Source organism: Silvibacterium bohemicum (genome assembly GCF_001006305.1).
GTDB lineage: Bacteria > Acidobacteriota > Terriglobia > Terriglobales > Acidobacteriaceae > Silvibacterium > Silvibacterium bohemicum.
Genome location: NZ_LBHJ01000012.1, coordinates 798,974 through 820,607, shown reverse-complemented (window position 1 = coordinate 820,607; position 21,634 = coordinate 798,974). Strand labels below are relative to the sequence as shown.

Genomic DNA, 21,634 nt, shown 5'->3' with positions numbered 1-21,634 from the left:
CGTGGAAGTTATCGTCTTTAGCTCACATTGGAGTTGTCATCCCGAGCGAGCACCGCGAGCCGAGGGACCTGCAGTCTCTCGAAGATGAAGACACATTCGGGTGCTCCATCCTTCACAGCATCCTCGTGAAGGGAGAGACGATAAGTGTCCGCATCAAACGAATTAAAAAATAAAAAACTGCGCAGAAGTACGTCGTGGATTTATCCGGCTCGGCTATGGCGCCGAACTGAAAAGAAACTGCAGGTCCCTCCACTTCGGTCGGGATGACAATCCTCTACGAGAAATCAATGGCTCGGAAGACTAGAGATAAAAAGACTATTCACTCACCGAACACAGGGCGCAGATGCTTTCTCCAAAGCGTGACGCCTTTTCCGGGCCGATTCCATCCACGCGCAGCAGGTCTTCCAGGGTGCGCGGCCGTTCCAGCACGATCCCGCGCAGCGTCTTGTCGCCGAAGATGCGGAATGCCGGGAAGCCGCTCTTCTTCGCCTCGTCGAGCCGCCACGCGCGCAGCTTTTTATCCAGCTCCGCTTCCTGCGGCGAATATGCGACTTCAGCGGCGGGCGCAGCACTCTTTTTCGCAGCGGGCGTTCTTTCCGTCGAACGCGCTCCCTTGCCGCGAGAGCGGCCCTTTGCGCTGCTCTCCGCGCCCGCATCGGGGAGAAATAGCCGCAGCCGCGTGCTGCTCTCGATCTCCTCCCCGGCGTCGGTCAAGCTGACTTTGCGATAGGCGATGGTGCGGCCGTCCTTCTCGAACTCGGCGTCTTCAAACGACGCGTAGCCGCCGCGCGCCATCGCGACCAGCAATGCTTCAAACTCGTCGCGTTCCATTTGCTCATTGGGAAAGAGCTGCTTGTGCAGCTTGCCAGTTGACATGCCCTGAACCGGCCGCAGCGCGCGCACCACGGCGAAAACAGTATCTTCCTCGCGATGATCGAGCGGCCGAAAGACCTGCGCGATGGCCTCGGCGGGAGCGCAGAAATCGCATAGTCCGCAGCGCTCGCCTGCATCTTCGTCGTCGCCGAAGTGTTCGACCAGCATGCTCATGCGGCAATGTCCGCCCTCGGCGAAGCGCAGCATCTTTTCGATTTGCGTCTGCCGGTGCTGGCACTGCCGCGCATAAGGGTCGCGCCAGGCGCGCTCACCCTTCGTCACGGTGCCTTCGAAATCGATCACGACGCCGCCATGCGCTTCCAGCTTCTCGAGAGCCTTGGAGAATACCTCCGCATCCATATCGAGATCGAAGCGCAGCTCATCCGCGGGGCGAGCATCCCTGCCGAGCTTGCGCACGATGCGATCAAGCACGGCTAACTCCGGATAATCGCGCTGATAGAAAAAATCGTGAGTCCGGCGGTCGGCAAACGAGTGCATCAGGATGGTCCGGCTGGTCAGCCCATCGCGGCCCGCGCGGCCGATCTCCTGGTAATAGCCTTCCACGCTGGCGGGCAGCGCCGTGTGGATCACGGTCCGGACGTCGGCCTTGTCGATGCCCATGCCGAAGGCGATCGTGGCCACCACCACCTCCAGCCGGCCGGAAAGAAACTCGCGCTGCACGCGCTCCCGCACCTGGGCATCGAGGCCCGCGTGATAGGCAGCGCTGGGATAGGACTCGGCGAGCTCGGCGGCTGTGGTTTCGGCCTCCTTACGTGTGGGGGCATAGATAATCGCCGGACGCCGCTCCTTGAGCGAAAGCAGCTCGGCGCAGAACTGCGCACGCCGCGGCTTCGAAACCTCCACCACTTCGATGGCCAGGTTGTCGCGGCGGAATCCGTGGATGAATCGCGCTCCGGATTTCATCTCCAACTGCTCGGCGATGTCGTTCTGCACTACCGGGGTCGCCGTCGCGGTCAAAGCGATCACCGGAGCGGGTCGCAAGAGTGAGAGGGATCGCCCCAGGAGCCGGTAGTCGGGACGAAAATCATGTCCCCATTGCGAGATGCAGTGCGCCTCGTCGATGGCGATCAGGTTCGGCTTGCGCTTGCCCAGCATCTCGGCGAAGCCAGGCACCCGCAACCGCTCCGGCGCGATAAACAGGAACTGCAACCGTCCCGCCAGGTATTCGCGGCAAGCGTCGCGCGAGGTTTCGCGGTCCATCCCGGAATGAATGCGCGCCACACGCAATCCGAGAGCCGCGAGCTTCGCTGCCTGATCTTCCATGAGCGCGATCAGGGGGCTGATCACCAGCGCCGTCCCGCCGCGAACTACCGCCGGCAGCTGGTAGCAGAGCGACTTGCCCGATCCGGTCGGCATCACCAGCAGCACGTCGCGCCCGGAGATGGCGGCCATGCAGACCGCCTCCTGATTGGAGCGGAAGCCGGCGAACCCGAAGGTTCGATGCAACACATCGGATGGTGAAGCGGAAACTGGCTCGACGAGACTTGTCATTGCGGGGCGATTGTTCCCAGTTTACCGCGCAACGTCACGTCCAGCGATATGCCGGATGTCCCGCGCCTGGAACTTCAAGCGCGGGACCGATCAACCACGCTCAGTACGTGGATTTGAAAGCGTACGTAGCGCCAAAGGTGAACTGGAACGAGTTCCGCAGCGTCGGAGGCACGGCCGGAGGAGGATTGTTCAAGTAGCTGTCGATCGTGCCCACCGTGAAGCTCAGCTTCTTGTACATGGGAAAGATGAGAGTATCGGTTTCGTTCGCCGAATAGGCAGTGGAGTTGTTGTAAGCGGGAATGTAGGAGACTTGTTGATTGAAGATAATCCCCTTCGGCAGCTTGAGCAGATATACACCGGCAAAGGTAGAACCGATCAGGTCCTGATTGACGCCCGAGCTGGCATTGATGAACGTCTGCTTCTCGTATTGGATTGTGGCCTTGATGTCGAGCTGCTGTTTCGGCTGCTTCACGATCGTCCAGCCAATGCCGCCGCCATAGATCTGCTGCAGATCGAGTCCCTGGCTGTAGTTGTGATCGAACGCGGTCTGTCCCAACGCATAAACGCGCGGCGAGAAGTATTGATCTTGCTCGGCGTCGGCGTGGTAGATGGCACTCTTGGTATCTGTCTCGGGATAGAAAACACCCTCCGACGTATAGGCCGGCTGCGTGATCTTACCGTACGATCCAGTGAAATCGATGGTGGTGCGGCTGGTGGGGTTGAGCCAGGTCACCGTGGGCACCACGCGCGCGAGATTTACAGCTCCGTTGAAGGTGTATTGCTTCTGCGTGGCCTGCACGATGGTCGCGCCTGCTGTCGCAGCGCCGTTCCAACCTTCCAGTATTCCCGGATGGCCGATCAGCTCCTTGGTCATGGTGGCTTCGTCCACGATGTACTGCGCGCTCTTGACCGGAATGGGCTCAATCAGAACCCCGTTATCGGGATGCACGGTGATCATTTCGTCAGAAACAGAGATGGTTCCCTGCGGTATGTTCGGAGGCAGCTTGTGCCGCTGCGGAGTCACACTTTTATCCAGAACTGCCAGCTTGCTCAGCGTGCGCAGCTCTTTGATTTTGTCCCAAGACACGTTGATGTCGCCAACAATATCGCTGTGGAAGGTTACCGTTCCTGAGACTTCGCGCACAAAGGTGCCCGAAAGCTGATCGCCGTTGCTGAAGACAATCACGTCCGGCGGAGCCTTTTTGGCATCCTTGGCGGAGGCTGAGTCGGGCTCCGCTGCAATCGCGTGGCCTAACGCAAGCAATGTGAAAAGTGCCAAGAGAAAAGCGGAGAACGAGGGAAAAAAGAGGACCGCATTTCTGCGCGATGACATGAGAAAGATGACTCCTGGGAATTCGAAGTTCGGTCTTCACCGATACCGCTTGCCCGAAACTTCACCGGGCGGGACCTGGGATGAATGGAAGCTGGAATAGGAACCGGCTTGCCTCAATTTATGGTATCGCGCTCCGGCCGCAGGAGAATATCGCGTTCGACGCGATACCGGCCTTTGCGAACCAGCCTTGGAAACCCGTAGTGAGGATGGACCTGGAGCCTTGCCGGGATAGTAGATTGCGAGTAAAGACCATGTCTGGCCGCTAGGATGCCCTATCGGCGCGCTGAGGATGCCACCCCACATACGACAGCCAAATCTAATTGTGAAATTTTGCCTAGCGTTCTTGCGATAAAAGATCCGTGGCGTCGCGATGTGCGAGATCAGAGATGGGCAATGGGTAGCTACTGAGGCAGGAGGTGGTCTCCAACTTCAACATCTTTTAAGATTAAAAGATGGCAATCACACGCAAACAGGCTCTGGATCTCTTCCGCTCCGACGACCTGATCGGCCTGGGCATGGAAGCGGACGCGGTACGGCGTCGGCTGCATCCTGAAGGCGTGGTCACCTACATGCTCGATCGCAGCGTTCCGTATCCCTCCGCTGGCGGCCTGGATGCGGTTTTTAAGAAGATCGACGAGACCCTGGAGAGCGGCGGGGTAGGGGTGCATCTGCTCGGGAATCTGCAGCCTGGCCCGAAGATCGACGACCTGGAGAGCGTGGTTCGCGCGATCAAGCAGCGCTACGCCAAAATCTGGCTTCGCGGCTTCCCTGCGCCAGCGATCCTGACTCTCGCGGAATCCAGCCATTTCTCGATTCAACAAACCCTCACCCGTCTGCGCGACGCCGGACTCGATTCGATCTCCGGCGAGGGTGCCGATCTTCAAACAGACGAAAACACCGCTTCGCAATGCAGCGTCGAAAACTGGCTGCAGGTCCATCGCACCGCGCATCAACTGGGCATGGCGACCAGCGCTGTAATGGCCTTCGGCGCCGGTGAGTCGCTGGAGCAGCGCGTGGACTTCCTCGATCAAATTCGCAGCCTTCAGGAAGAGACTGGTGGCTTTACCGCCTTCGTCCCCCGCAGCGCTGCGCTTGCGGGCCGAAGCATGGAAGAGGCAACTGCGGTCGAATACCTGAAGGTCCTTGCCATTTCCCGGCTCTCCCTCGACAGCATCGACAATGTGCAGGCGACGTGGGCCGCGCAGGGACTCAAAGTCCTGCAGATGGGTCTCCGCTTCGGCGCGAACGATGTAGGAGCAGCAATTCCGGATGAGAATCCGGCAAAAGCTACAACCGAGGAAGAGCTGCGCCGCATCATTCGCGACGCCGGCTTCAAACCTGCACAGCGCGATTCGATGTACCGGACGATGCTTCTGAGTTGATAAAGCTTAAGTAGCAGGATCTCTGATAATCTGACATTCAGAGATTCCGATATGGAAACTAGTCGCGTCGGGAAGCGTGGAACCATCGTTGTGCCGGTTAAGCTGCGTCAGCGCTTCGGTCTCAAGGAAGGCGATCTCCTCGTCACTGAAGAACGTGAGGACGGGATACTGTTGCGTCCGGCAGTCGCCGTGCCTGTCGAGATATATACGCCACTTCGTAAAGCAGAATTTCTTCTCAACAATGCGGTGACCAGGGAAGATTACGACCAGGCCTGCGAAGATATCCGGGCGCTGGGGCTTGATCCGAAGACAATTCCTCACACGGAAGACGTGAGACGCAACGATCTTCCGACGGCAGCCGAGGCGAACAAACAGTGGACGGCTCTTCGAAAAAATCTGAGTAAGCGCGCGCTAAAACCCGGCAAACATGCCTGAGCCGTTGCGCGTATTTCTGGATGCGAATGTCCTCTTCTCCGCTGCATACAAGCAAAAGAACGGCCTTCTGGAGTTTTGGAGCATGCCCGAAGTCCAACTCGTAACCTCGTTCTATGTGGTTCAGGAGGCGCTCAGGAACTGCACGAGCGAGGATCATACCCGGCGGCTTGAATCTCTTCTGGCTGCAACCATCATCGTGTCCGACGCTTTACCCGGAACGCTGCCACCCCACATCGATCTGCCGACGAAAGATCAGCCGGTATTGGCGGCCGCGATGAATGCGGGCGCTGATTTTCTCATTACCGGCGACAAGACCCACTTCGCGCCCTGGATGAATCTGCCGATTGAGACCCGGCATGGCATTCTGATGATCACGCAGCCTCGGACTTTTCTGGATTACCTAAAACAACGCCGCTAAGCACAGAGCACTTACAATAATCCTGAATCCAACCAAAGGTATGGCCTTGCTGAAACAGCTCGCTCCCGAACTCGTTATGCGCTGCAATGCAGCCATGCTCGCGCTGCTGCAGCCGAAAAACGATCTGCGCCACTACCTCCGCTATCACTATGGCGACCACACCTTCGAGAATCTCTACCGCTGGAATTGGTTCGACACCTCGCTGCTCATCCCCTATTTCGTGGTGATGATCATCCTGGCCTTTTATGGCCTGCACCGTTACCAGCTGGTCTACCTTTACTACAAACATCGCAAGAACGACGTGAAGGAACCGCCGCGGCGTTTCGAGCAATTGCCGCTCATCACCATCCAGCTTCCCATCTTCAACGAGCAGTTCGTCATCGACCGCTTGATCGATGCCTGCGCCAACCTCGACTACCCGCGAGAGCTGCTGGAGATTCAGGTTCTCGACGACTCCACGGACGAGACCAAAGAGGTGGCGTCCGCCATCTGCGATCGCTACCGGGCCATGGGCCATCCTATCGTCTACCTGCATCGGACGAATCGTTATGGGTACAAGGCCGGAGCCCTCGATGAAGGATTGAAGACAGCCAAGGGCGACTTCGTCGCCATCTTCGACGCCGATTTCGTTCCGCCGCGCGACTGGCTGATGAATGTGGTTCACCACTTCGCCGAACCGGAGATCGGCATGGTGCAGACCCGGTGGACGCACCTCAACCGCGACTATAGTTTTCTCACGCAGGTCGAAGCTATTCTGCTCGACGGCCACTTCGTGCTGGAGCACGGCGGCCGCTCTCGCGCCGGCGTCTTCTTCAACTTCAACGGCACTGCAGGCATGTGGCGGCGCGAGGTCATTGGACAGGCCGGCGGCTGGCAACACGACACCCTGACCGAAGACACCGACCTCAGCTATCGCGCGCAGCTCGTCGGCTGGAAGTTTAAATATCTTCAGCACGTCGAATGCCCGGCCGAGCTGCCCATCGAGATGACCGCTTTCAAAACCCAGCAGGCGCGCTGGGCCAAAGGCCTCATCCAGACATCGAAGAAGATCCTGCCCCGCGTGCTGCGCAGCGATGCGCCGAAGCACACCAAGCTCGAAGCCTGGTACCACCTCACCGCGAATATCAGCTACCCGCTGATGGTGGTGCTCTCGGTGCTGCTCATGCCGGCCATGATCATTCGCTTCTATCAGGGCTGGTTTCAGATGCTGCTGATCGACTTGCCGCTATTCATGGCATCGACCTTCTCTATCTCGTCCTTTTATCTGGTTTCGCAAAAAGAGCTCTACCCGCGCCGCTGGTACCGGACATTTCTCTATCTGCCCTTCCTCATGTCGCTGGGCATCGGGCTTACTGTGACGAATACCCGCGCGGTGATGGAAGCTTTGTTCGGCATCCAATCCTCTTTCAAGCGCACGCCGAAGTATCGTGTGGAAAAACGTGGAGAGAAATCGAAGGCCATGAAATACCGCAAGCGCCTGGGCATCGTGCCCTGGATCGAGCTTGGTATCGGCTGCTACTTCGCCATGACTATCTGGTACGCGTGGACCAATGAGAACTACTTCACCATCCCGTTTCTGCTGCTCTTTGTGATCGGCTATTGGTACACCGGGATGTTGTCGCTCTTCCAGGGACGCTTCGAGCGCTGGAGAGGTGGGGCGAACCTCGACGAGTCATCGCCGAAGCCGTATCCTGTCGGCGTGTAATTCGGAAAATCTTAGGTAACAATCTTCCCGTAGAAGTCTTTGGGAAGTCCTGCATCCGGGAGTATTCTGGAGTCGAGATGAGCGTCGTCGAAGATGTCCGCACCGTTGTCCAGGATTTCCTGGCGCCTGAACTTCGCGAACTGAAGGTGCGCGTGGACGCGCTGGAAAAACGCATGGACGAGCGTTTCAGCCAAGTGGATAGCCGTTTTAACCAGATGGAGAAGAACGCGCAGGCTCGTCACGAGCAGGTCATGTTTGCTATCCAGCAGCTCGCCGACTACGCCACGCTTGCCCAGCGCGTATCTCGCCTCGAATCGAAAGAAGCCTCCCACTAGCGCAAAAAAAAGCGGAAGCCGAAGCTTCCGCCCTATGCAGTTCGGGGGAGCTCAACTCTCAGACTGAAGTAGAAACCATCGATTTCCTCCCTGTCGTGAAAGTGCATGCTATGGCATGCCAAGAAGGAAGGTCGAGACACTAAGGGGCACTGTACTTTGGTTACCTCGAGCTATCCCAACTTAGGCCGAGATAGCTCCGACTCGCTAAATCCCTTTAGGTCACGAAACGAAAAAGGGCAGGCCGAAGCCTGCCCCATCCATTGAAGCAATAAGTGGAAGTTAGAAGCGAACGCCGAAGGTGACGGGAATCAATCCCTCGCTGCCTTCGCCGTTCTGTGTCGCCGTTGCCGCTGGTGAATCAACCCAGACGTAACGGGCTTCCGCATAAAGCTTGGCGTTGCTGTCTTCGCCGAAGGCCTTCCAGTAGCCGCCAACACCGAGGTTCAAGCCGCCCTGATTGCTGGAGAAGTGCCCGATGGTGACGTTCTCGGTGCCTATTTCACAGAAGAAAGAGCAGAACTCTTCTTCTTCAGGAGCCGTGAAGTTGGTCACCTTGCGGTAGAATCCGCCGCCGCCGGTCACGTAGCCGCCGAACTTCTTGGTTATCGGAAGGTAGAAAATGGGATCGATGGTGAATGACCAGGTATTGATGTTGCCGCCCGGAGCACCGACCGCCGCCAGTGTGGCGCCAGGAATTTTATTGCGATTGAACTGGTATTCCAGGAGCGCACCGAAGTGCTTGGTGAAGTTCCAGCCAGCACCCGCAGTGATGTTGTAACCCCAGGTATCGTAGCCATCGCGTACGTCATTCCCAACGGGAGCGGTGAACCCTCCTCCGCCCTCAAAGGCGAGGTGGCTCCAGCGATTCTCGTAGCCGGGGTAGTGGTTGTTCGATTGGCCATATTGCCCGCCTGGCTTGGGTGCGGGAGTCGGAGCGGCCGCGCCATCCAGGGCATCGCCGGAATCCAAATAGGCCTTCCAGTCAGTAGAGCTTGAATAGGCATGGCCGCTATCTGTCGCGGTGGCGTCCGTCGCTGTCGCATCGCTTTGAGCGAGTGCCGGGTAAGATGCAGCAGCAAGAGCAAGAACGGAAGCGGCAGTGGCGACGCGGCGCAGAAGAGTCCGCGAAAAATTGCAGTTCTCGGTCATGGGGGTCCTCATGTCTCGAATGAAAGTACAGAAGCAGGACGTGGGCTGCTCCATAGGTTCTAACACTATCTAGATGACTTAGACTCGCCAAGCGTTGTTTTTGTCTACGCGACTGCGCGTCGAGCGATACGCGCCTTCGGCGCCATCAAACTACAGGCGCTTCCGTTGGTCGCTTAACCTACCGGTTAGTTCAGGCAATCAGTTTAACTTGACAAAGATTTGACGATAGTAAACCGAACTCAGTGGAATAAATCGTGGACGCCGAGCTTAAAAGCTAAACCCGAGAATCAAGCCTGATACCCCGAGTCTCGCGCGTGAAAGCTGAGATCGAGCGGCAAGCCGGATGAAAAATACGAAACTGCAACCAAAGAAAGCGGCTTCGCCAGCCACCTCGAGAAACAATCCCAAAGTGGCGGCGAAGCCGCGATTGCCTGGACGGCAAGTCCTAGTGGATGTCGAACTGTTCGGGGTGCAGGGCCGGATCGCTCTTCACGATAATGGTCTTGCCCAGCATCTCCTCCATCTCGTTCAGCCACCGGGCATTGTTCGCCTTGAGCGTCTTCACCACTTCCGGATTCACGCGCAGCATCACATCGCCGCGGTCGAGATGCTTCTGCATCTTGCGCAGCTCGACGAAGATCTCGTTGGCCACCGTGGTCGGGCTCTTCACCATTCCCGTGGCCACGCACACCGGGCAGGGGATGCTCAGGGTCCGCTCGAGCGATTGTTTGACGCGCTTGCGGGTGATCGCGACCAGTCCGAAGTCATTGAACTGCAGAACCTTCGAAGGAGCGCGATCCGCCTTCAATGCCTCTTCGAGAGCAGCCAATACCTTGTGCCGGTTTTTGCGTTCGTCCATATCGATGAAGTCGATCACGATGATGCCGCCCAGGTCGCGCAGCCGAATCTGCCGCACGATCTCCGGAATCGCATCGAGATTGGTCTTCACGATGGTGTCTTCGAGACGCGCCGTCTTGCCGACATATTTGCCGGTATTGATATCGATGGCAACCAGAGCTTCGGTCTGATTGATGACAATCGAGCCACCAGACTTCAGCCATACCTTCGACTTCAGCGCCTTGGTGATCTCGTCCTGGATACCGAACTGCTCGAAGAGCGGCGTCTCCTTCGTATAGAGCTTGACGCGGCGCACCAGCGAGGGTTGGAAGCGGTTGAGGAAACGCACCGTGCGCTCGTATTCGGCTTCGCTGTCCACCCAGATCGCCGAGAAATTGTCGCTCACCTGGTCGCGCAGCACGCGCTCGATGAGGTTGAGGTCGTGGTAGATCAGCGCAGGCGCCTTGCTTGATTCCTCGCGCTGCTTGATGTCGTTCCACAGGCTGATCAGGAAGCGCAGGTCGGCGCGCAGCTCTTCTTCGCTGGCTCCATCGGCGGCGGTGCGCACGATGAATCCGCCCGACGCGTCGCCCTTTTCGCTGATCAGAATCCGCTTCAGCCGCTGACGCTCTTCGTCGGAGTCGATCTTGCGCGAGACGCCTACGTGATTGACGGTCGGCATGAAGACCAGGAAGCGGCCAGGAAGCGCAATGTGGCTGGTGATGCGTGCGCCCTTCTTGGCGATCGGCTCCTTGGCGATCTGGACCAGAATCTCCTGGCCCTGCTTCAACAGCTCACTGATGATGGGCAGGTCGGTGACCTGAGCCGAAGGACGGCGTCCGCCGCCTCCGCCACCATGACGGCGTTGGTTGGAACGTCCGCCGCGATCTCCACCACGGCCTCTCCCACGATCTCCGCGGCGTCCGCCACGGCGCTCGCCCTCGCGTCCACCTTCACGGGAGCCTTCGCGCGCCGGCGCTGCGCCGTCCGCGGTTACGGCTTCACCGTTGGGCTCATCGCGTTCGACGCCCTCACCCTCTTCGTCTTCTTCGTCCTCATCGAGGTCGACTTCGCCGTACTCCAGCTCGTCCGAATCCTCATCCTCTTCTTCGTCGGCGCCCGGTTCTACCGACAGCCGCTGATTGAGGTGCGTATCGCGAACCATGTCGCCGATCTCGGCACCCGAATGCTCAAGGGTTTCCTCTTCAAGCTCTTCGATATCGTGCTCGTCGTGGTGCGCGTGGATCGGCTCGAAGTCATACTCCTCTTCGTCGATGACCTCTTCTTCGAGAATGCCTGCGCCCGGAGAAAATCCAAAGGGCTGATCTGTTTCGATAGCCGGCTCGCCAAGCTGTGGAGAATCGTTCCGCTCGTCGAGCGAATCAGACTCTTCCTCAAACTCAACTTCAAATGCAGCGGGCGCGGTTGCTTCATGAATCACAGCTTCTTCGAAGATCGCTTCCGGAGCTGCTTCATGCTCCGCGGCCGGCAGCTCTTCTTCGATTACGCTCGAAACGCGGAACTCGCTGGGAGCGACGGCATCGATGCGGTACGACGCCGAGGCCGTCTCGGGCTCGAACTCGTGGGTTTCCTCAATTAATTCATGTACAGGCTCGTGCGGATGAGCTTCCACGGCTGGCTGATGAGCTTCTGCTACAGGCGTCTCAAGCTGGTCGTGAACCAGGGCAACGGGCTCGGTGACGATCTCTGCGTGCGATTCCGGGGCATGAGGTTCCTGGGCATGAGGTTCCGGGGCGTTCTGCGCGATCTGGTCGGGAACAGCTTCGATCGGCGCGGAAGGCGTTGGAACTGCGAACTCGACTGGCTCCTCAAAGGCCGAAGCGACGGCGACCCTATCCGCATCTTCTTCTGCCATCTCGAAATCGGAGACGGGAATCGTATGGGCAACCTCGGCGAGAATCTCGTCGACCTGGGTTTCGATGTCGTCGCCTTCGAATTCGGCGATCGGAGATTCGTGTTGTACCGGTTCGGTCTCTACAGCAGCGGCATGCTGACGGCGTGCGCGGGATTCGCCGGGCAGCAGCGATCCGCCATCCCATTCGGTTAGCGCCTCGATCAGCGTCGAGGGCTTGGGAGCAACGTAGTTCGGCTTGAAAGCGGGAGCCGCCGCCTGCTGGGGCTCGGGTTCAGCCGTGGAACCAGGGGCGGGCGCGCCGCCGTATCTCGAAAGCGACTCACCGGGCAGCAGAATCCTGTTGCTGGCCATGGTGCCGCCTGGGGCTCCGCGCTCGGGCAGAGTCAGCGGCTCGTCCACTATCGATTCCCGAATTGATTCCCTGAACGAGTCCCGGTTCGAGTCTCGGTTTGAGTCCCTGGTTGACTCTCCAGCCGACTCTTCCGCCGCTTCTGGAGATTCGGACTGGGCTGTCGTGCCCTCCTGGCCGCGCGGCCGGAAGCCTCTGCGGCGTCCGCGGCGTCCACGCCACCGGCGGGTGCCGGAGGGCGAATCGCCATCTTCGGAGCCGTCGGCGGCCGCGGGCTCGGCTGAACTCTCTGCTACAGCCTCCTGGGGCTGGCGGCTGCGGCTGGCGTCACGGCCGCCATCGCGACTCTCGCGGCTCTCGCGGCTCTCGCGACCACCGCTTTCACGGCCACCTGCTTCGCGGCTGCCAGTTTCCCGGCCACCGCTTTCGCGGCTTGCGTTTTCACGATTGTTGTCGCGCCCGCCTTCCTTACGCTGCTGCTGGCCGCCGCCCACGCGCTCGAAGTCCGCCCCGCCATCCTGCTCTTCCAGGAAATCGGTGACGTACAGGAACGCATCGCGTTCGAGACCGAGGTCGACGAAGGCCGACTGCATGCCGGGAAGCACGCGCGTCACTCGTCCTTTGTAAATGGAGCCGGCTAGGGTGTATTCGTTCTCACGCTCGTAGTAGATTTCCGTGAGTTCGTCGTTCTCTAGAATGGCCAGCCGCGTCTCATGCGGCGTGGTCGAAATGCATATTTCCTTTGACATGCTGCCTCTCTGGTCTCACGGAGTTCTCCGCGAGACAACGGCGAGACAGATCAGAGCGGAATACCGGAGAGGATCGGAAATGACAGTGGGATAGCCGTGGAGATTCCTGGCATAAGAACTCCATCGCGCCCGGACCGGAGAACCGGCGGAGACACGTTGAAAAAACCGGCTGTCTTGTGGGAAGCGTTCAAAACTCGGAAGGTGTTTGAATTTCGGCAAACGTCCGAATTACGATTAGCGTCCTGACGCAGAGAGTTTGTGACCGCTTCAGCCAATTCGATTGGCGGGGCCGTTACCCGTCTCAATGCGCTCATTCCTTGAATCCTGCCCGGCCCGGTAATCTACCTGGCCGGTTAAAGTTAAAAACCCTGAAAAAACCTGTACTTGCCATCCGCCGCCCGGTCCATCTCAGACCCTGGGATGCGGATTTTCTTCCTAACCTCGTGTGCGGCCGGGAATTCAATTCACGAAGCGGCTCATGCGGACATTCATCACCATGCCCAGAGCCAGGAACGTAAACAGCACCGAAGACCCTCCGTAACTCATTAACGGGAGAGGAATTCCGGTGACCGGCATCAGCCCTAGAACCATTCCGACGTTGACCGCGATCTGAAAGATCAAAACGGCCACCACGCCCATCACCAGGAACGTACCTGGGAGGTCTGAGGCTGTCTGTGCGTTTTGAATCAAACGCATCAATACCAGAAAGTATAGCAGTAACACGAGCACGCAACCGATGAATCCGTGCTCCTCGGCAAATGCGGCAAAGATGAAGTCCGTATAGGGGATAGGCAGGAAGTCGCCCTGCGTCTGCGTGCCCTTGGTCGCGCCCCGCCCGAAGACGCCGCCGTCGCCCACGGCAATCAGCGACTGCCGGATCTGGTAGCCGCTTCCTTTAGGGTCGGCATCGGGATTCATGAAGCTGGTCAGGCGCTGTTTCTGGTAGGGCTTGAGGATCTTGCTGCTGGTAAAGGCCACGCCCACCACCAGCAGACCCGCCAGCACCAGGATCGACCCCTTCTTCCAATCGATTCCACCCAGAAACAACCCGGCGAGCAGGATCGGCGAGTAGGTCAAGGCCGTTCCCAGGTCGGGCTGCTTCAAGACCAGCAGCATGGGCACGCCGACCATGGCCATGGCCTTGAAGATGTCCGGCCAGGTCAGCTTTCGCCCCACCAGGCCGCAGAAATAGCGCGTAACCGCCACGATGAGAATGAGCTTCACCCACTCCGACGGCTGAAAGTGGATACCACCAGGCAGCTTGATCCAGCGCCTGGCTCCCAGGACTTTGGTCCCGACCACCAGAACCCCGATCAGCGATAGCAGACAGAAGCCGTAGATCCAATGGATGAAATCGAGCAGGCGATGGTAGTCGATCAGCGAAAAGGCAAACATCGCCCCCAGACCGCCCACCGTCCAGAGAATCTGCTGCCTATAGAAGCCGACGAACTTGGTATGCAGAGTCGCGCTGTAAATCTCGAAGACACTGATCACGGACAGCAACATCACGAACCCTAGAAGGGTCCAGTCGAAGTCGCGGAAAGATAGAAAACGGCGCATTTAGTGAACCACCGTCGCCAGCGCGTCGGCTTTGGCATTTTCGTTCTTTGCCTTCGCGGGAGGCGGCAAAAAGAAATGCCCGGCAAACGCGGTCGCTGCTGGATCGCCTTTGGGTGCGCGCGGATCGATTGGTTTGCCGCCTAATCCCTTGGAATCGTTGGGCTGCGACCAGACTGCTCCAACCTCCACCGGCTGTGGCTTTTCGGCCACCAGGTTGTTGTTGAGCCGCCGCTGCTTGTCCACATAAGCCTCGATTACCTTGGCGACCAGGTGCGCCGAACCCGCGCCCCATCCGCCATGCTGCCAGAAGACCGCAACCACGATATCCGGATTGCGCCGCGGCGCCATCCCCACAAACCACGCATTCGCACGCTCTGACTTGATCGATGAAACGCTCTTCACTCCGGCGCTGTGATTTACCACCTGCGCCGTACCGGTTTTACCCGCAAAGTCGATCCCCTCCAGGTGCGACGCAAACGCTGTACCGCTGGTCGTGGTCTCCGCCATGCCGTCGGTGATGATCTCCCAATTGTCAGGATTGATGGGAATCGTCGCATCGCCCGAGCCGGAGAAGGAATCCCTCATCGCGCTGCGGTATTCGGCAGGCAATTCGTCGGGGAAGACCACGTGCGGACGCTTCAGGACCCCGCCCGAGGCGATCCCGCCCAGCGCCCTGGCGAGTTGAATCGGCGTAGCGGCCACCGCGCCCTGCCCGATGCCCACGGAAACGGTTTCGCCCGCGTACCACTTCCGGTGGTACTGCTTCATCGCCCACTCGGTCGAGGGCATAACCCCGGCAATTTCGTCGGGCAGGTCGATGCCAGTCTTTTGTCCCATCCCCAGCGCATGAGCATATTTCGCAACCGTGTCGATGCCCAGCCTCGCCGCGAGCATGTAGTAAAAGGTGTCGCACGACCACGGAAGCGCGTGCTCGATATCCACCTCACCGTGATGCTTATCACATGCGTAGAAGTGGCCGTAAAGAGTGGCGCCACCCTGGCAGTTCACCTTGAAGTTCTGCGCCACACCTTCCTGAAGGCCGGCGACCGACATGATGACCTTGAAGGTCGAGCCCGGCGGCGATTGCGCCTGAATCGCTTTGTTCAGTAGCGGATGGTCGGGGTCGGTGATGAGCTTGTTCCACTCGTCGCGGCCGATTTTTACCGCAAATGCGTTGGGATCGAAGGTTGGCCGGCTGACCATGGCCAGAATTTCGCCCGTATGGGGATCCATGGCCACGATTGCGCCTTCACGGTCGCCCAGCGCGTTCTCGGCCGCCCGCTGAATATCCATATCGATGGTCAGCCGCAGGTTTTGCCCCGGCTTCGAGCGCTCGGTGCCGAGTTTGCCTACCTCGCGGCCGTGGCTGTCGACGAGCACGTCGCGCGAGCCGTCCTGCCCGCGCAACAGGGCGTCGTATGCCTCTTCCACGCCCGATTTGCCCACTACGTCGCCCGGCTCGTAGTACTCGTAACGGGGATCGTTGAGCATCTCCTCGCTCACCTCACCCACGTAGCCGATCAGGTTCGCCGCAAATCCGTCTTTGGGGTAAAGCCGGCGCTGCTCGTCGACGGTTTCGAGTTCCGGCATCTCGTCGCGGTGCGCTTCGATGAACTCCTGCTCGTCGGGCGTGATGTCCTGCTTCAACGGAAGCGGCTGGTACTTCGGAGCGGTGCGGTATTTCTTCAGAATGGCGTGGATCTGGTCCACGGTCATGTGCAGTCCGCGGGCGATCAGCGGCAGATCCGGCTCCAGGTTATGCCCCTGCTCACGCACCAGGAAGCAGGAAACCGAAGGGTAGTTATCCACCAGCAGCCGGCCATCGCGGTCGAAGAGCTGACCGCGGGGCGCGAGGATCGGCACCTTGCGGATGCGGTTCGCCTCGGCCAGCGCCCGCCAGCTTTCGGCATTCACTACCTGCAGCCGCCACAGCCCGAAGATGAGCACCGCCATTACCGCCACGATCACGTACTGGAAGATGGTCAGCTTGATGGCCGGCAGATCGCCTTCCCTGGTGAGAAGGTCGCTTGCGTCCTGCGCCGAGCTTTTCTTCGCGAACCGTCCCCAGAGATTCATTCCCGTATCCTCGCTCGATCGAGTAATGCGAACAGAACGACTGCGATCAGTGCGTTGATCGCGGCGCGCAGCAGCTCATGCAGCCAGTTCCACACCAGCGGCTGGGCCAGCAGATGGCGCACCAGCACCCAGTCGATGCCATTGTGCAGCAGCATGAAGAGAAAGGTGAGCACCAGCCGGGTGCCGTGAGCTTCGGTGTCTATTCTGACGCCGAGAGAAGCCGCAAGGTAACCGATGAAGGCCTTGGCGATGCCGAAGACACCGATCGGCTGATGGGTCAGCGCGTCCTGAAGAATGCCTACCGCCGCGCCACCGAGCGTGGCGGTCACGGGATTTCGGCGCGCCATGGCGAAGTAGACCACCACCATCAGGGGCAGGTCGAGCATGCCGAAGCGCAGGAAGTGCAGCGTAACCAGCGATTGCAGTCCCAGGGCCAGCAGCGGAGCCAGAATGTAGATAAACAGCGGAAAGGAGCGCTCGTCCACCTCACGCCGCGTTGAAGCCATCAATGCCATGCTCTAGGCTCCATGCCCCTGCGGTGCAGGGGAAGAGTTGGAATCGGCCGGCCTTTTAGGCATGGTGGCGGGCGGGCGGCTGCCGTCATCGGGAACCACGACAGGACCGTTCCGCGCCGGAGTCACCGGTTTGGGAGCTGGCTGCGTCGAGGAGCCTGACGCGGGAGGGTTGAACGTCGAGCTGGGTCTGGGCGCCCGGTTCTCGGGACCATCGACGATGACGTGAACCTTAGTATCGGGCTTCAAACTGCCGGCAGACGACGCGGGCTTTCCGCTCGAAGAAGCTACGCCGGAAGACGCTGCTCCCGGCGAATGCGCAACCGGGTTGGAAGTCTGGCTCGAAGCCGGCTTCGCAGCAGGCTTTGAAAGGGGCACGCCGGAGGAAGCAGTCCCGCTCCGGGCAGCGGTAGATGTTTTCGCTGCATCAGCTGCATCGGCCGCAGGTTTCGCTGCTGCGTGCGTGGTGGCAGCCTCCGAAGTCGCTGAGGTGGCTCCCGTGGTGGTGGGAGCACGTTCGATCTTCGCGGTCGCCGGAGCCTTGGGCAAATCTTCTATTCCGTTTTTGACGGGAACGGTCCGCTCGCCGGGCGTCAACGCGGTCGCCGGAGGTGTCGAGCCGGGCGTAAATCCATCCGGCGCCAGCGGCTTCGGCGGATGCAGCGGTTGCACCACGTTGCCCGTACTGTCCACATTCGAATCCGGATTCGTATCCGCAGGTGCGCTGGGATCGATCTTGCTGGGCAGGCGCTCGGAGAGGATATCCGAAGCCCGCTTCTGTGCGGCCTCACCCTCGGCTTCGCTCTCCGCGAGGTCCTTTTCCTCTTGCGAAGAGACCGCATCGCCCATTCCGGTGATCACCAGAACCTCTTCGAGCTGCGCAAGATTGGCCGAGGGATGCACGATGACATCCAGCAGCGGATCGCGATCGGGATCCGGAACCACCCGGTCGACCGTGCCTACCGGCATCCCGCGCGGAAAGATCTGGTCGCCTCCGCTGGTAACGATCTTGTCCCCTGGCTTGATCCGGTCGTCGGGCGAGACGTTGATCATCTGCACCTGGTTAAAGGCGCCGCCCTTCAGAACTCCCCGGGTGCGGGTCGACTCCAGAATCACGCCTACGCCACTGGTCGGATCTGAGACCAGCATCAGCTGACTGGTCGACGGAAAGACGTCCTTCAGGCGGCCAACGATGCCATCGGCGGTCATCACCGGCATGTCCGGCTTTAATCCATCGTTCGAGCCCTTGTCGATGTAGACGATGCCCGACTGGTCTGTCCCCGAAGTGCCGATCACCTGCGCCGGCAGGCTCTGATAGATGTAATGTTCTTTGAAACCGAGCAGGCGCTGGAGGCGCTGCCCTTGCCTGGCATCCTCGACCACGCTAGCCTGCTCCAGGCGGAGCTGTTCGATCTGATTTTTGAGCGAGGCATTGTCGCGACGCACATGGATGAGGTCGATATATCCGAACCACACATCTTCGATGGACTGGCCGAAATTGCGCAGCAGCCGCTCGGGCGTGGCCACTACGGTCACCACCACATAACGGATGAGGCTCACTGCTTCGGGATCGGAGGCGTCTTTCGACGGCCGCTTGGCCTGCACCGCCAGCACGAGCAGCTGCATCACCAGCACCAGCAGAAGCACCAGAGCGTTCTTATATCGGCTGAAGAAGGATTCCATGGCGCTGACACGGCCTTCGCCGGCCTACTCCTCGCGTATCTGCGGCCGCTTGGTCACAGCCGCGGATACTGTCAATGCTAGTCGATCTTAATCTTGCGCAGCAGGCGGAAGTCGCTGAGCATCTTGCCCGTACCCAGGACCACACTGGCCAGCGGGTCGTCGGCGATCGATACCGGCAGGCCGGTCTCTTCGCGTATCCGCTTGTCGAGGTTCTTGATCAAAGCGCCGCCGCCGGTAAGAACTATGCCGCGGTCGCTGATGTCGGCGCTCAACTCCGGAGGAGTCCGCTCCAGCGCTACGCGGATCGCATTCATGATGGTCGAGATCGACTCGCCCAGCGCCTCGCGGATCTCGCTGTCTTCGATGGAGATGGTCTTTGGCACGCCCTCGATCAGGTTGCGGCCCTTGATCTCCATGGTCAGAGGCTTGTCCAGCGGATAGGCAGACCCAATCTCGATCTTGATCTGCTCCGCGGTACGCTCGCCGATGAGCAGGTTATATTTCCGCTTGAGGTAGTTCATGATGGACTCGTCCATCTGGTTGCCGGCCATGCGCACCGAGCGCGAATAGACAATGCCAGACAACGAAATCACCGCGATGTCCGTGGTTCCACCGCCGATGTCGACGACCATGTTGCCCGACGGCTCAGTAATCGGCAGACCTGCGCCGATTGCCGCCACCATCGCCTGCTCGACGAGGAAGACCTCGCTGGCCTTGGCGCGATAGGCCGAGTCCTCGACGGCGCGCTTTTCCACCTGCGTGATCTCCGAAGGCACGCCGATCACGATGCGCGGATGCACCATCATCTTGCGGTTATGCGCCTTCTGGATGAAGTAGTTGAGCATCTTCTCGGTGACCTTGAAGTCGGCGATGACGCCGTCCTTCATCGGCTTGATGGCCACAATATTGCCGGGAGTGCGGCCGAGCATCTCCTTGGCTTCCTTGCCGACAGCCTCGACTTCGCCGGTGTTCTTGTTGATGGCGACGATGGAAGGCTCGTTGACAACAATGCCTTTACCCGCCGCATAGACGAGCGTATTGGCGGTGCCGAGATCGATGGCAAGATCGCTAGAGAAAACGCTGAACAGCGAACGCACACCGTGCGAGCGCGAGGGACGCGACTGATAACCGTTCGATGACATGAATACGTAGACTTTTCTAGAGGCTCGACTTTATTGTAAGGCCTCGCCGCAATCGCAATGCCGATAGTTGCGGATGTAATGCAATAAACATTAGCACCGCGTATTCGTTCCCGCACCCACCTTGCCACCAAAGTTGTAAATCCCGGGCTCACGCGCAGAAGCCAGGATGTCCCTGGCTTCTGCTGGTGTGCGAGCCAGCGTGTTTCTCGCTGGCCGGTTGAGTAATTAGTGCCCAGCTTCTTGAACTTAAGCGGTGGCGGTCGCCGCTTGCTGCCTCAGCGCAATCTTCGGGAAATCCACATCCACGTCCGCCGTGTTGTTGAAGTAATTCGTAAAGACGTTGAGCGCGACATGGGCGATGATTTCCGCAATCTCTCCGTCGTTGAACCCGGCAGCCCGGACCGCTTCTACATCGGACTCTGAGGCCCGGCCCTGCTTGGCAACGATCTCCCGCGCAAACTTCAGTGCTGCCGCAGTTTTCGGCGAGGCCGAGTCCCCGTCGCGAGCCGCTTCGATCTCCGCACCTGACAGGCCCACCATCTTGCCGATGGCAGTGTGAGCCGATACGCAATATTGGCAGGAGTTTTGTTCGCTGACCGCCAGCGCCAGCTCCTCGCGGAGCTTGTGGTTGAGAACGCCTCCGGCCAACGCTCCGCTGAAGGAGAGATATCCCTGCAGAACGGCCGGCGAGTTGGCCATAACGCGCGTCATGTTGGGGGTCATCTTCATCGCAGAATGCACTGCGTCCAAGAGTTCCTTGGCTTTTCCGGTTGCCTGGTCGGGTTGAATCGCGGATAGTCTTGACATATTGTTCTCCTCGCAATGACCGGCTCTTCAACGCACGGTGATTCTGCCTCTTTGATTCCGCCATTCGTCCCGGGATACCGGCAAAAGATGTAATCTCGCTTACACTCGGCGTAGCCATCTGGCACCGGACAATTGAGAACTGCGCACTCAATACATGAAGAGCCTGACTGAAGCCGCCTCGTTCTCCTCCGTCGAACTTTTCAAGGGCCTGCCTGCTTCACACCAGCAGATGCTCGAAGAGAAAAGCCTGATATGCAACTTCGAAGCTGGGCACATTTTTTTTCGCCCCGGCGAGACCGGCCAGGTCTTGTTTTTCCTGGAAACCGGGCACGTACAGACCTTTCGCATTTCGGGCCGGAAAAAACTGCTCATCGCGGATCTTGAGCCGCCGGCGGTCTTCGGTGAAATGGGCTGCGTCGGCCAGTGCATGTATCACTGCACCGCGCAGGCCACGGAACCGTCCCGCATCCGCACCATCTCGCGCGCCGATCTCGACAATTTACTTCGGGAACATCCGCAGATTGCGCTGCGCATGCTCGATCTGGTCAGCGAACGATTTCTTCATGTCTTGCTCGACCTGGAAGCCACATCTTTCCGGCCATTGATCCCGCGGCTGGCCAAGCTGCTCATCGAGAACGCCAAGGACGGCTGCGTTCAGGACCTGACTCACAAAAAAATTGCCGAACAGCTGCGCGTCTATCGCGAATCGGCTACCACCGCACTCGGGGAATTGAAGAAAGCCGGCATCATCGCCATCGAACGCAAGCAGATACGCATCCTTGACGGCTCTCGCCTGGATCGCGCCGCCCGCGAGCAATAGCCGGCCCAAAATGAAAAACCCGGATGGCCAGCCACTTCTGCCGTTAAGCGACTGCTGCCGGCCCAATCGGCTATCCTGAAG

The 21,634-nt window shown here is 59.4% G+C and carries 16 protein-coding genes; 6 read left to right on the top strand and 10 right to left on the bottom strand.

What is annotated here, in order from left to right; all coding sequences use genetic code 11:
- Positions 1-315 precede the first annotated feature (315 nt).
- Positions 316-2,385 (bottom strand): RecQ family ATP-dependent DNA helicase, encoded by a 2,070-nt coding sequence (locus XX99_RS19635; protein WP_050061045.1) that lies wholly within the window; start codon positions 2,383-2,385, stop codon positions 316-318.
- 100 nt (positions 2,386-2,485) lie between these two features.
- Positions 2,486-3,718 (bottom strand): DUF481 domain-containing protein, encoded by a 1,233-nt coding sequence (locus tag XX99_RS19630; protein WP_050061044.1) that lies wholly within the window; start codon positions 3,716-3,718, stop codon positions 2,486-2,488.
- A gap of 452 nt (positions 3,719-4,170) precedes the next feature.
- On the opposite strand from XX99_RS19630, the gene XX99_RS19625 reads away from it, so the two are divergent.
- The 5 genes from XX99_RS19625 to XX99_RS19605 all read left to right on the top strand — a co-directional run bounded on the left by XX99_RS19625 (position 4,171) and on the right by XX99_RS19605 (position 7,993).
- Entirely contained in the window at positions 4,171-5,100 is a 930-nt protein-coding gene (locus XX99_RS19625) for a dehypoxanthine futalosine cyclase (RefSeq protein WP_050061043.1), read from the top strand.
- Between the two features lie 51 nt (positions 5,101-5,151).
- Positions 5,152-5,535 (top strand): AbrB/MazE/SpoVT family DNA-binding domain-containing protein, encoded by a 384-nt coding sequence (locus XX99_RS19620; RefSeq protein ID WP_082125729.1) that lies wholly within the window; start codon positions 5,152-5,154, stop codon positions 5,533-5,535.
- The gene (locus XX99_RS19615) at positions 5,528-5,953 is read left to right on the top strand and encodes a PIN domain-containing protein (protein ID WP_050061042.1); all 426 of its coding nucleotides are present in this window, start codon (positions 5,528-5,530) and stop codon (positions 5,951-5,953) included. The genes XX99_RS19620 and XX99_RS19615 overlap by 8 nt, the downstream gene beginning before the upstream one ends.
- 76 nt (positions 5,954-6,029) lie before the next feature.
- Positions 6,030-7,658 carry a cellulose synthase family protein gene (locus XX99_RS19610; RefSeq protein WP_050061183.1) on the top strand — a complete coding sequence of 543 codons (1,629 nt, stop codon included), beginning with the start codon at positions 6,030-6,032 and terminating at the stop codon, positions 7,656-7,658.
- A 77-nt stretch (positions 7,659-7,735) separates the two neighbouring features.
- On the top strand, positions 7,736-7,993 hold the full coding sequence (locus XX99_RS19605) for a hypothetical protein (RefSeq protein WP_050061041.1): 258 nt from the start codon (positions 7,736-7,738) through the stop codon (positions 7,991-7,993).
- 279 nt (positions 7,994-8,272) lie between these two features.
- Here XX99_RS19605 and XX99_RS19600 read toward each other — a convergent pair whose 3' ends face one another.
- The 8 genes from XX99_RS19600 to XX99_RS19565 all read right to left on the bottom strand — a co-directional run bounded on the left by XX99_RS19600 (position 8,273) and on the right by XX99_RS19565 (position 20,733).
- On the bottom strand, positions 8,273-9,142 hold the full coding sequence (locus XX99_RS19600; RefSeq protein WP_050061040.1) for a hypothetical protein: 870 nt from the start codon (positions 9,140-9,142) through the stop codon (positions 8,273-8,275).
- Between the two features lie 445 nt (positions 9,143-9,587).
- The gene (locus XX99_RS19595; protein WP_050061039.1) at positions 9,588-12,953 is read right to left on the bottom strand and encodes an Rne/Rng family ribonuclease; all 3,366 of its coding nucleotides are present in this window, start codon (positions 12,951-12,953) and stop codon (positions 9,588-9,590) included.
- Between the two features lie 459 nt (positions 12,954-13,412).
- Complete coding sequence (rodA, locus tag XX99_RS19590) at positions 13,413-14,513, bottom strand: rod shape-determining protein RodA (RefSeq protein ID WP_050061038.1); 1,101 nt, start codon at positions 14,511-14,513, stop codon at positions 13,413-13,415.
- Positions 14,514-16,589, bottom strand: coding sequence for a penicillin-binding protein 2 (gene mrdA, locus XX99_RS19585; protein ID WP_082125727.1), 2,076 nt, complete (start codon positions 16,587-16,589; stop codon positions 14,514-14,516).
- On the bottom strand, positions 16,586-17,104 hold the full coding sequence (gene mreD / locus XX99_RS19580; protein ID WP_050061037.1) for a rod shape-determining protein MreD: 519 nt from the start codon (positions 17,102-17,104) through the stop codon (positions 16,586-16,588). Before mreD ends, mrdA begins: the two co-directional genes overlap by 4 nt.
- Positions 17,105-17,107: 3 nt before the next feature.
- Positions 17,108-18,784: a rod shape-determining protein MreC gene (gene mreC, locus XX99_RS19575; protein WP_050061036.1), complete on the bottom strand. Its 1,677-nt coding sequence runs from the start codon at positions 18,782-18,784 to the stop codon at positions 17,108-17,110.
- A 77-nt stretch (positions 18,785-18,861) separates the two neighbouring features.
- Positions 18,862-19,926 (bottom strand): rod shape-determining protein, encoded by a 1,065-nt coding sequence (locus tag XX99_RS19570; RefSeq protein ID WP_050061035.1) that lies wholly within the window; start codon positions 19,924-19,926, stop codon positions 18,862-18,864.
- A gap of 246 nt (positions 19,927-20,172) precedes the next feature.
- Positions 20,173-20,733: a carboxymuconolactone decarboxylase family protein gene (locus XX99_RS19565; protein WP_050061034.1), complete on the bottom strand. Its 561-nt coding sequence runs from the start codon at positions 20,731-20,733 to the stop codon at positions 20,173-20,175.
- Positions 20,734-20,887: 154 nt separating this feature from the next.
- Here XX99_RS19565 and XX99_RS19560 point away from each other — a divergent pair, with 154 nt between their 5' ends.
- Positions 20,888-21,553, top strand: coding sequence for a Crp/Fnr family transcriptional regulator (locus tag XX99_RS19560; RefSeq protein ID WP_050061033.1), 666 nt, complete (start codon positions 20,888-20,890; stop codon positions 21,551-21,553).
- Positions 21,554-21,634: the final 81 nt, after the last annotated feature.

Bases quoted from the DNA above. Each gene is read 5' to 3' on its own strand.
- mrdA (WP_082125727.1), bottom strand. From the start codon at position 16,589: ATGAATCTCTGGGGACGGTTCGCGAAGAAAAGCTCGGCGCAGGACGCA.
- XX99_RS19635 (WP_050061045.1), bottom strand. From the start codon at position 2,385: ATGACAAGTCTCGTCGAGCCAGTTTCCGCTTCACCATCCGATGTGTTG.
- XX99_RS19570 (WP_050061035.1), bottom strand. From the start codon at position 19,926: ATGTCATCGAACGGTTATCAGTCGCGTCCCTCGCGCTCGCACGGTGTG.
- XX99_RS19560 (WP_050061033.1), top strand. From the start codon at position 20,888: ATGAAGAGCCTGACTGAAGCCGCCTCGTTCTCCTCCGTCGAACTTTTC.
- XX99_RS19610 (WP_050061183.1), top strand. From the start codon at position 6,030: ATGCGCTGCAATGCAGCCATGCTCGCGCTGCTGCAGCCGAAAAACGAT.
- XX99_RS19630 (WP_050061044.1), bottom strand. From the start codon at position 3,718: ATGTCATCGCGCAGAAATGCGGTCCTCTTTTTTCCCTCGTTCTCCGCT.
- XX99_RS19595 (WP_050061039.1), bottom strand. From the start codon at position 12,953: ATGTCAAAGGAAATATGCATTTCGACCACGCCGCATGAGACGCGGCTG.
- XX99_RS19625 (WP_050061043.1), top strand. From the start codon at position 4,171: ATGGCAATCACACGCAAACAGGCTCTGGATCTCTTCCGCTCCGACGAC.
- XX99_RS19620 (WP_082125729.1), top strand. From the start codon at position 5,152: ATGGAAACTAGTCGCGTCGGGAAGCGTGGAACCATCGTTGTGCCGGTT.
- XX99_RS19615 (WP_050061042.1), top strand. From the start codon at position 5,528: ATGCCTGAGCCGTTGCGCGTATTTCTGGATGCGAATGTCCTCTTCTCC.
- XX99_RS19565 (WP_050061034.1), bottom strand. From the start codon at position 20,733: ATGTCAAGACTATCCGCGATTCAACCCGACCAGGCAACCGGAAAAGCC.
- XX99_RS19605 (WP_050061041.1), top strand. From the start codon at position 7,736: ATGAGCGTCGTCGAAGATGTCCGCACCGTTGTCCAGGATTTCCTGGCG.
- mreD (WP_050061037.1), bottom strand. From the start codon at position 17,104: ATGGCATTGATGGCTTCAACGCGGCGTGAGGTGGACGAGCGCTCCTTT.
- XX99_RS19600 (WP_050061040.1), bottom strand. From the start codon at position 9,142: ATGACCGAGAACTGCAATTTTTCGCGGACTCTTCTGCGCCGCGTCGCC.
- mreC (WP_050061036.1), bottom strand. From the start codon at position 18,784: ATGGAATCCTTCTTCAGCCGATATAAGAACGCTCTGGTGCTTCTGCTG.
- rodA (WP_050061038.1), bottom strand. From the start codon at position 14,513: ATGCGCCGTTTTCTATCTTTCCGCGACTTCGACTGGACCCTTCTAGGG.